Genomic DNA, 7643 nt, shown 5'->3' on the forward strand with positions numbered 1-7643 from the left:
ATTCGCTGTCCATCCAGCTCCCTTCCCCCGCCGGAGTCAAGGCCGCGGTCCGGCGGGAGATGTCCGGTCAAGGTTCGGTCGTCGGCCGGTCACGCGCCGTAGGAGACCGGTTATGGTGCGCGCGTGTGACGAGGGGAAATCGGGGGAGGGTATGAGGCCCATGAGTCCCCCCGAGCCCCCCGCCCACTCCTCTGTCCGGCTAAGTGACTGACTGGTAGGTTTCGCGCATGGAGTCTCCGAAGCACGCGGGCGACGTCGCGGTCGCCGTCTCCAAGGCCTACGGCATCGAGACGATGTTCACCCTGTCCGGCGGGCATGTCTTCCCCCTGTACGACGGAGCGGTCCATGAGGGCGTCTCCATCCTCGACGTGCGGCACGAGCAGAGCGCCGTCTTCGCCGCCGAGGCGACCGCCCGGCTGACCCGCAAGCCGGGCCTGGCCGTGCTCACCGCCGGTCCCGGCATCACCAACGGCGTCAGCGGCGTGGCCACCGCCCACTTCAACGGCTCCCCCGTCGTGGTCATGGGAGGCAGGGCACCGCGCTCGCGCTGGGGGTCCGGCGCCCTGCAGGAGATGGACCACCCGCCGCTGCTCACCCCGATCACCAAGCTCGCCTTCACCGGCTCGGGCGCCGACTCCGTCGGCCAGGACGTCGAGATGGCCTTCCGCACCGCCATCGCCCCGCACCGCGGCCCGGTCTTCCTCGACTTCTACATGGACGACCTGTTCGCCCCCGCCGCCCCGCACGCCACCGAGACGCTGACCCCCTCCCCCCTCGAACCCGACGCCGACGCCCTGGCCTCGATCGCCCGGCTGCTGGCCGAGGCCGAGCGGCCCGTGCTGGTCCTGGGCTCCGACGTGTGGATGGACCGCGCCGAGGAGGTCGCCCGGGGCTTCGCCGAGGAGTACCGCCTGCCGGTCATCCCCAACGGCCAGGGCCGGGGCATCCTGCCCGCCGGGCACGAGCTGCTGGTCAACCGGGCCAGGAGCCTGGCCTTCTCCCAGGCCGACCTGGTGATCGTGGCCGGCACCCCGCTGGACTTCCGGCTCGGCTACGGCTGGTTCGGCGGCAAGGACGGGGCCCCGCTGGCCAAGGTCGTGCACCTGGTGGACGCTCCGTCGCAGCTGGCCACGCACATGCAGCCGGCCGGCTCCGCCGCGGGCGACCTGTCCCTGCTGTTCTGGGGGCTGGGCACGGCCTGCACCGAGGCGGGCGTGTCCCCCGGCAGGTACGCCCCGTGGCTGGCGAAGCTGGCCGAGGCCTCGGCCGCGGCCATCGCCGGGGACGCCGAGCTGCTCGCGGCCGAGGCCGACCCCATCCACCCGATGCGCATCTACGGCGAGCTGGGCAGGGTCCTCGCCGACGACGCGGTGGTGATCGGCGACGGCGGCGACTTCGTCTCCTACGCCGGCAAGTACGTCGAGCCCCGCCAGCCCGGCAACTGGCTCGACCCGGGCCCGTACGGCTGCCTGGGCACCGGGCTGGGCTACGCCATCGCCGCCCGCCTGGCCCGTCCCTCCTCCCAGGTGGTGCTGCTGCTGGGCGACGGCGCGGCGGGCTTCTCGCTGATGGACGTGGACACGCTGGTACGGCACCGCCTGCCGGTGGTGATGATCTGCGGCAACAACGGCATGTGGGGCCTGGAGAAGCACCCGATGCAGATGCTCTACGGCTACGACGTGGCCGCCGAGCTCCAGCCGCAGTGCCGCTACGACCAGGTGGTTACCGCCCTCGGCGGCGGCGGCGAACTGGTCACCGACCCCGTCGAGATCGGCCCGGCGCTGCGCCGCGCGTTCGACTCGGGCGTGCCGTACATGGTGAACATCGCCACCGACCCGTCCGTCGCCTACCCGCGCACCACCACGGGGGTCTAGCAGACGGGACTGCGGCGCCGGGACCGGGAGGTCCCGGCGCCGGGGTTCCTAGGACGTGGGCTTCGCCGTCGGGGTCCCGCTGGGCGACGGGGGGCACGGCACGTTGACCGCGATGACCTCCACCGGCTTCCTGACGTCCTGCATCGCCCCCGCGCCCGGCCGCTGCTCGACCACCTCGGTGCACTGGTCGGGGTCGGCGTCGCCGCTGTAGGTGACCGTCACCTTCAGACCGGCCTTCGCCAGCACGTCCTTGGCCTGTTCCGGGGTCAGGTCGAGCACGCTCGGGACCTTCTTCTTCACCGCGGGCGTCGGAGTGGGCGTCGGGGTCGGCTTCTTGGTGGGCTTCGGCGTCGGAGTGGGCGTCGGCGTCGGCTCCTCGGTCGGTTCCTCCGTCGGCGTCGGCTCCTCGGTGGGCGTCGGCTTGGTCAGGCGATCCCTCGTCGGCGTCGGCGTGGGCTTCGGCGGGCGCGAGGTGGTCTTGGAGGGCTTCGGCGACTCGGCGCCCGCGTGCAGCGTCTCGGCGCTGTTCGGCTGGGTGACGCGCGTGTCCCCGTCGGAGGCCGCCACCACGTTGACCGCCACGGTGGCGAGCCCGACGCCGAGCACGAGCGCCCCGGCGGTGACCGCCAGCAGGCTGCCCTTGCGCCTGGGCCGCTGCGCGCCGCGGCGGCCCCTGCCACGGGGACCGGGATCGACCGGCGGCATGCCGGGCGGCGGCGAGGTCGGCGCGTCCGCCCGCCAGCCGGTCGTCGGCTGCGCGGCGACGTGCCGCACGCCGGTCGGCGGGGCCGCCTCGGCCCATCCGGTCGGTCCGGCGCTCTCCTGGTGGGCCTGGCCGGTCTCGGGCCGGGCGGCGTCGTGCCACCCCGTCTGCGCCCATCCGGCCTGCTGCGCGGTGACGCCCGCGTCGTAACCGGCCGGAGCCGGGTCGTATCCGGCGGGGGCCTGCTGGGCCGCCTCGGCGCCCGTCTCCGCGGCCAGCACCGCCTGCCTGGCGGCGGTGCTCATCGCCGCGGCGCTGGGAAACCGCCGGGCCGGATCCTTGGACAGCGCCCGCTCCACCAGGGCGCGGACCGCGGGCGGGATCGCGGGCGGAAGCGGCGGCGGGGCCTCGCGGATGTGCTTGAGCGCGATCGTGACCGGGCTGTCGCCGTCGAAGGGCCGCTGACCGGCCAGGCACTCGTAGGCGACCACGCCGAGGGCGTAGATGTCGACCAGCGGGGTGACCGGCGCGCCCTCGGCCTGCTCGGGCGCGCAGTAGGCGGCGGTGCCCAGCACCATGCCGGCGTCGGTCAGCCGGCTGGCCGCGTCGGACCTGGCGATGCCGAAGTCGGTGAGCACGAGCGTGCCGTCGGGCCGGACCATCAGGTTGCCCGGCTTGACGTCCCGGTGGACGATGCCCTGGTCGTGCACGGCCTGCAGGGCCGAGGCCGCCTGGGCGATGAGCTCCATCGCCGCGCCGGGGGCGATGCTCCCCAGCCGGGCGAGCAGCCGGTCGAGCGGCTCGCCGTCCACGAACTTCATCACCAGGTAGACGGTCGCCCCCGCGCCCGGTACCTCGTGAGCCCCGTAGTCGTAGACGTCGACGACCCCCGGATGGTTGATCGTCGCCATAGCCCGGGCCTCGCCCTGGAAGCGGACCAGGAATCCCGGGTCCTCCATCCGTCCCGGGAGCAGCACCTTGACGGCGACGGTGCGGGCCAACACGATGTCCTCACCGCGCCAAACCTCGCCCATGCCGCCTGCGCCGATGCGGGTATCTAAGCGATACCGCCCGGCCAGCATCGTGCCTTGGGCCACCATGACTCCCCCGTAACCCTCTCCACTTCCACCCCAGGGTTCTCCAACAAAGCGGATTTGTATCGCGACGATGTCACGGCGACATAACGAAGCTCTGCGTGCCGCCCGATCTGCAAACTGGGGACGTGCGGCAGCATGACACAAAATCTGGAGCTATGGACGTTTTTGTATAGCTTGCCGTACGAACTCCATTATCACCGAACCCGATCATCCACTCCCGTCTCTTGGGTCAACCGGTACGCACGCCGTGCTCCACGCACGTCGCCGACCATCCCGCCGGTGTCACCTGGACCACCATCCGGCGGCGGCAGCGGGCGCAGTAGCGCGGCGGCTCCATCTCCCTGGCGGTGCGGCAGGTCCCGTGATCGCCTTCGCCGGCCGGGCCGCCGCAGTGGTCGCAGTAGGACGTCACAGAAGCAGACCCTATGCTGACGCGCATGACGCTCGCTCCAGGTCTGCGCGCCAGGCTCCTCATCATGGTCGAGAGGGAGGACACCGCGGTGAAGGTCGGCAGCGGGGACGTCCCCGTGCTGGCCACCCCCCGTCTGCTGGCCCTCGCCGAACAGGCGACCGTCCAGGCGGTCGCCGGGGAGCTGGACCCGGGCCAGACGTCCGTGGGCACCAAGGTCGCCCTGGAGCACCTGGCCGCCAGCCCCGTCGGCACCCACGTCGAGATCGCCGCCGAGCTCACCGAGGTCGACGGCCGTCGCCTGGTCTTCGCCTTCACAGCCCTGGACGGTGACACGCTCGTCGGAACCGGCACGATCGAGCGCGTGCTCGTCGACCGCGAACGCTTCCTCGCCAAACTCGCCCGCTGACCTCGCCGTACCGGCGCCCCGGTACGGCGGACGGCTACTCGATGACCGCGATCAGGTCGCCCTCCTGGACGACGTCGCCCTCGGCGACCTTGAGCTGGACCACCACGCCGTCGTCCTCGGTGATGACCGGGATCTCCATCTTCATCGACTCGAGGATGACCAGCGTGTCGCCGTCCTCGACGGTGTCGCCCTCGGAGACGAGGACCTTCCACACGTTCGCCACCATCTCCGCGCGTACTTCAGCCACCGGGAACTCCCATCATCATTCGCCTGCCAATGTCACGCCCGGCCGGGCCCGCGGCCCGGCCGTCCAACTCGTCCCACCGTCCAACCGTGCCAGACGACACGCCTGGTCAGGACCGCATGCGGGCCACCAGTCCCGTGTCGTAGTCACCGGTCGCGAACTCCGGGTTCTCCAGCAGTTCCGCGCAGAACGGCAGGTTGTTCTTGGGCCCCTCGATCCGGAACGCGGCCACCGCCTCACGTGCGCGGTCGAGAGCCTCGGCCCGAGTCTGACCGAACACGCACAGCTTGGCCATGAGCGGATCGTAGAACGGCGTGACCGTGGTGCCCTCGGCGTAGCCGGAGTCGACCCGGACGCCCTCGCCGGACGGCTCGCTCCACACGTCGATCTTCCCGGGACCGGGGAAGAAGCGCTTGGGGTCCTCGGCGTAGACCCGGAACTCGATCGCGTGGCCGTTCACGGCCGCCGCGACGTCGGTCTTCTCTCCGGCGGCGATGCGCAGCTGCTGCTCCACCAGGTCGATGCCGGTCACCAGCTCGGTCACCGGGTGCTCAACCTGGAGCCGGGTGTTCATCTCCAGGAAGACGAAGTCCTGCTTGTCGGCGTCGACCAGGCACTCCACGGTCCCCGCCCCGCGGTAGCCCACCGCCTCACCCGCCCGTACGGCCGCCGCCAGCATGCGCTCGCGCAGCTCCGGCGAGATGCCGGGCGAGGGCGTCTCCTCCACGACCTTCTGGTGACGGCGCTGCACCGAGCAGTCGCGCTCGCCCAGCGCGACGACCGTGCCGTCCGCGAGGCCGAGGATCTGCACCTCGACGTGGCGGGCGCGCTCGATGTAGCGCTCGAGCAGGATCGCGGGCCCCTCGCCGTTCCCGCCGAAGCGCGCCGCGGCCCGCGCGGCGGTCTCGAACGCCTTGGCCAGCCCGGCCTCGTCGTGGGCGACGCCCATGCCGATGCCGCCGCCACCGCCCGCCGTCTTCACCATGACCGGGTATCCGATCTCGGCGGCGGCCGCCACGGCCTTCTCCACGTCGGTGACCGGCTCCCGGGTGCCCGCGGCGACGGGCACGCCCGCGACCTCCATCAGGTTGCGGGCATTGATCTTGTCGCCCATCTGCTCGATCGACTCGGGCGAGGGCCCGATCCAGACGAGTCCGGCCCCGATCACCGCGCGGGCGAACTCCGCGTTCTCGGAGAAGAAGCCGTAGCCCGGGTGCACCGCCTGCGCGCCCGACGCGCGGGCCGCCTCGAGGACCTTCCCGGCGTCGAGGTAGCTCTGCGCCGGATTGGCGGGACCCAACAGGATCGCCTCGTCGGCCTCCTTCACGAAGGGCAGATCGGCGTCGGCTTCGGAGTACACCGCCACGGCCCGCAGCCCCATGCGCTGGACCGTACGGATGATTCGCCGGGCGATTTCGCCGCGGTTTGCGACCAGAACGGACTCGAACACGTCGTGGACCCCTTTCGACCGCTCCACCATATGACCGGGGTCTCGGCGTAGCCTTTCGCCCTAAACCACCGATCGCGGCGACACGATCTGTAGGAACCCCACAACCACCGCCGGATCAGTAGCGCGCCAGACGGTCGACGACGCGGGCCAGCGCCTCCACGACGTCCGGGTCGTACTCGGCCCCGATCCCGCCGCGGAGCCGCTCCATCGAGGCCCCCGCCCGGTCGCGGTCGGTGGAGGCGCCGACCAGGTCGTCGTAGGCGTTGACGGCCTTGATGATGCGGCTGGGCAGCGGCGGCATCTCGATGCACGGGTCGCACTGGCGGCGCACGATCTCGGCCACCCGGTCCAGCACCCCCGTCTGCCGGATGACCTCCGCGCCCAGCTCGGCGATGCGCCGCGCCTGCGCGGAGTCGACGAGCACGGTCGCGCCCCCCGGGATCGGGTCGCGCAGCGAGAGCTGCCCGATGTCGTGCATGAGCGCGGCGTACTCCAGCTCCAGCAGCTCCGGCTCGGCCATCCCCAGCTCCCGGCCCACCGCGACCGACAGCCGGCTCACCCGGCGCGAGTGCCCGGGCTCGACGTAGCCGGCGACCTCGGTGACCTGCGACAGCGCCCGGACCGTCTGCAGGTAGGTGGCCCGGATCCCGGCGTATTTACGGAAGGCGACCTGCGTGACCAGCAGCGGGGCCGCGAAGACCAGCAGCGCCGCCATGTCCATGCTGTGCGAGGCCAGGGCCAGCAGGATGCCCGAGGACCCCACCGCCACCCCCAGCGGGGCCGCCATCCGCACCTCGTCGCGCAGCGCCACGCCGAAGGCGGCGCGCACCTGCTCGGCCCGCAGCACCGAGGCCAGCAGCACGTCCAGCGTCAACGTCACCATGACCAGCAGGGCCATCACGCCCAGCACGGACGTCCAGCTCCCGCCGGGCCCCAGGGTCATCCCGTGCAGCGAGTCGGCCAGCGGCCGGTAGGCGAAGGCCAGCAGGGCCCCGGTCAGCAGCCGCCGGGCCGTCGCGTCGAGCTGGGGTGGGCGCCCGACCGCCAGGTGCGGCAGCACTCCGGCGGCCATCCCGACCGCCATCACCGCGACGACCTGGAGCGGCGAGTGCAGGGCCTTCGTCGCGCCCACGTCGAGCAGCAACGTGTAACCCAGCGCGGCGGCCGCCCCGATGGGGGCCACCTCCCGGTTGCCGGGCATGGTCAGCCTGGCCAGCTCCCCCGCGGCGATCAGGGCTCCGAATCCGATCGCGAACTCCGGCTGGACCAGCCCCACCGCCGCGGTGTGCACCACCCCGGCCACCGCCAGCAGCCCCGCCACGGAGATGAGCAGGAGCTGCCCGGAGTCCAGCCGCTGGAAGGCACGCGTGGTCGGAACGACCGTGCTGCTCACCGCTCTGCACTCCCGGTCGCGTTCGCCTTCTCACTCGCTGCGCTCGCTCGGCGGCTCACCGCTC

At 72.4% G+C, this 7643-nt stretch carries 7 protein-coding genes; 2 read left to right on the forward strand and 5 right to left on the reverse strand.

Going from position 1 to position 7643, the window contains the following annotated elements; translation table 11 throughout:
* Positions 1–227 precede the first annotated feature (227 nt).
* The gene (locus Psi01_RS33660) at positions 228–1874 is read left to right on the forward strand and encodes an acetolactate synthase (protein WP_204068178.1); all 1647 of its coding nucleotides are present in this window, start codon (positions 228–230) and stop codon (positions 1872–1874) included.
* 48 nt (positions 1875–1922) lie between these two features.
* Here Psi01_RS33660 and Psi01_RS33665 read toward each other — a convergent pair whose 3' ends face one another.
* Together Psi01_RS33665 and bsaP are read right to left on the reverse strand one after the other, a co-directional pair.
* The gene (locus tag Psi01_RS33665) at positions 1923–3677 is read right to left on the reverse strand and encodes a serine/threonine protein kinase (protein ID WP_204068179.1); all 1755 of its coding nucleotides are present in this window, start codon (positions 3675–3677) and stop codon (positions 1923–1925) included.
* 226 nt (positions 3678–3903) lie between these two features.
* A complete protein-coding gene (bsaP, locus tag Psi01_RS33670) occupies positions 3904–4086 on the reverse strand; it encodes a biotin synthase auxiliary protein BsaP (RefSeq protein WP_204068180.1) in 183 nt (60 codons plus the stop codon).
* 25 nt (positions 4087–4111) lie between these two features.
* Here bsaP and Psi01_RS33675 point away from each other — a divergent pair, with 25 nt between their 5' ends.
* The gene (locus Psi01_RS33675; RefSeq protein ID WP_239128224.1) at positions 4112–4492 is read left to right on the forward strand and encodes a thioesterase family protein; all 381 of its coding nucleotides are present in this window, start codon (positions 4112–4114) and stop codon (positions 4490–4492) included.
* 34 nt (positions 4493–4526) lie between these two features.
* On the opposite strand, the gene Psi01_RS33680 is transcribed toward Psi01_RS33675, so the two are convergent.
* The 3 genes from Psi01_RS33680 to Psi01_RS33690 form a co-directional block, all read right to left on the reverse strand.
* The gene (locus Psi01_RS33680) at positions 4527–4739 is read right to left on the reverse strand and encodes a biotin/lipoyl-binding carrier protein (RefSeq protein WP_203876926.1); all 213 of its coding nucleotides are present in this window, start codon (positions 4737–4739) and stop codon (positions 4527–4529) included.
* Positions 4740–4845: 106 nt separating this feature from the next.
* Complete coding sequence (locus Psi01_RS33685; protein WP_239128225.1) at positions 4846–6216, reverse strand: acetyl-CoA carboxylase biotin carboxylase subunit; 1371 nt, start codon at positions 6214–6216, stop codon at positions 4846–4848.
* A gap of 85 nt (positions 6217–6301) precedes the next feature.
* Complete coding sequence (locus Psi01_RS33690) at positions 6302–7579, reverse strand: HD-GYP domain-containing protein (protein ID WP_204068183.1); 1278 nt, start codon at positions 7577–7579, stop codon at positions 6302–6304.
* Between the last annotated feature and the right edge of the window lie 64 nt (positions 7580–7643).

The organism is Paraplanobispora siamensis (genome assembly GCF_016863175.1).
Taxonomy (GTDB): Bacteria; Actinomycetota; Actinomycetes; order Streptosporangiales; family Streptosporangiaceae; genus Planobispora; species Planobispora siamensis.

Coding starts and splice junctions, on each gene's coding strand:
- Psi01_RS33660 (WP_204068178.1), top strand. CDS start 228: ATGGAGTCTCCGAAGCACGCGGGCGACGTCGCGGTCGCCGTCTCCAAG.
- Psi01_RS33665 (WP_204068179.1), bottom strand. CDS start 3,677: ATGGTGGCCCAAGGCACGATGCTGGCCGGGCGGTATCGCTTAGATACC.
- Psi01_RS33685 (WP_239128225.1), bottom strand. CDS start 6,216: ATGGTGGAGCGGTCGAAAGGGGTCCACGACGTGTTCGAGTCCGTTCTG.
- Psi01_RS33675 (WP_239128224.1), top strand. CDS start 4,112: ATGACGCTCGCTCCAGGTCTGCGCGCCAGGCTCCTCATCATGGTCGAG.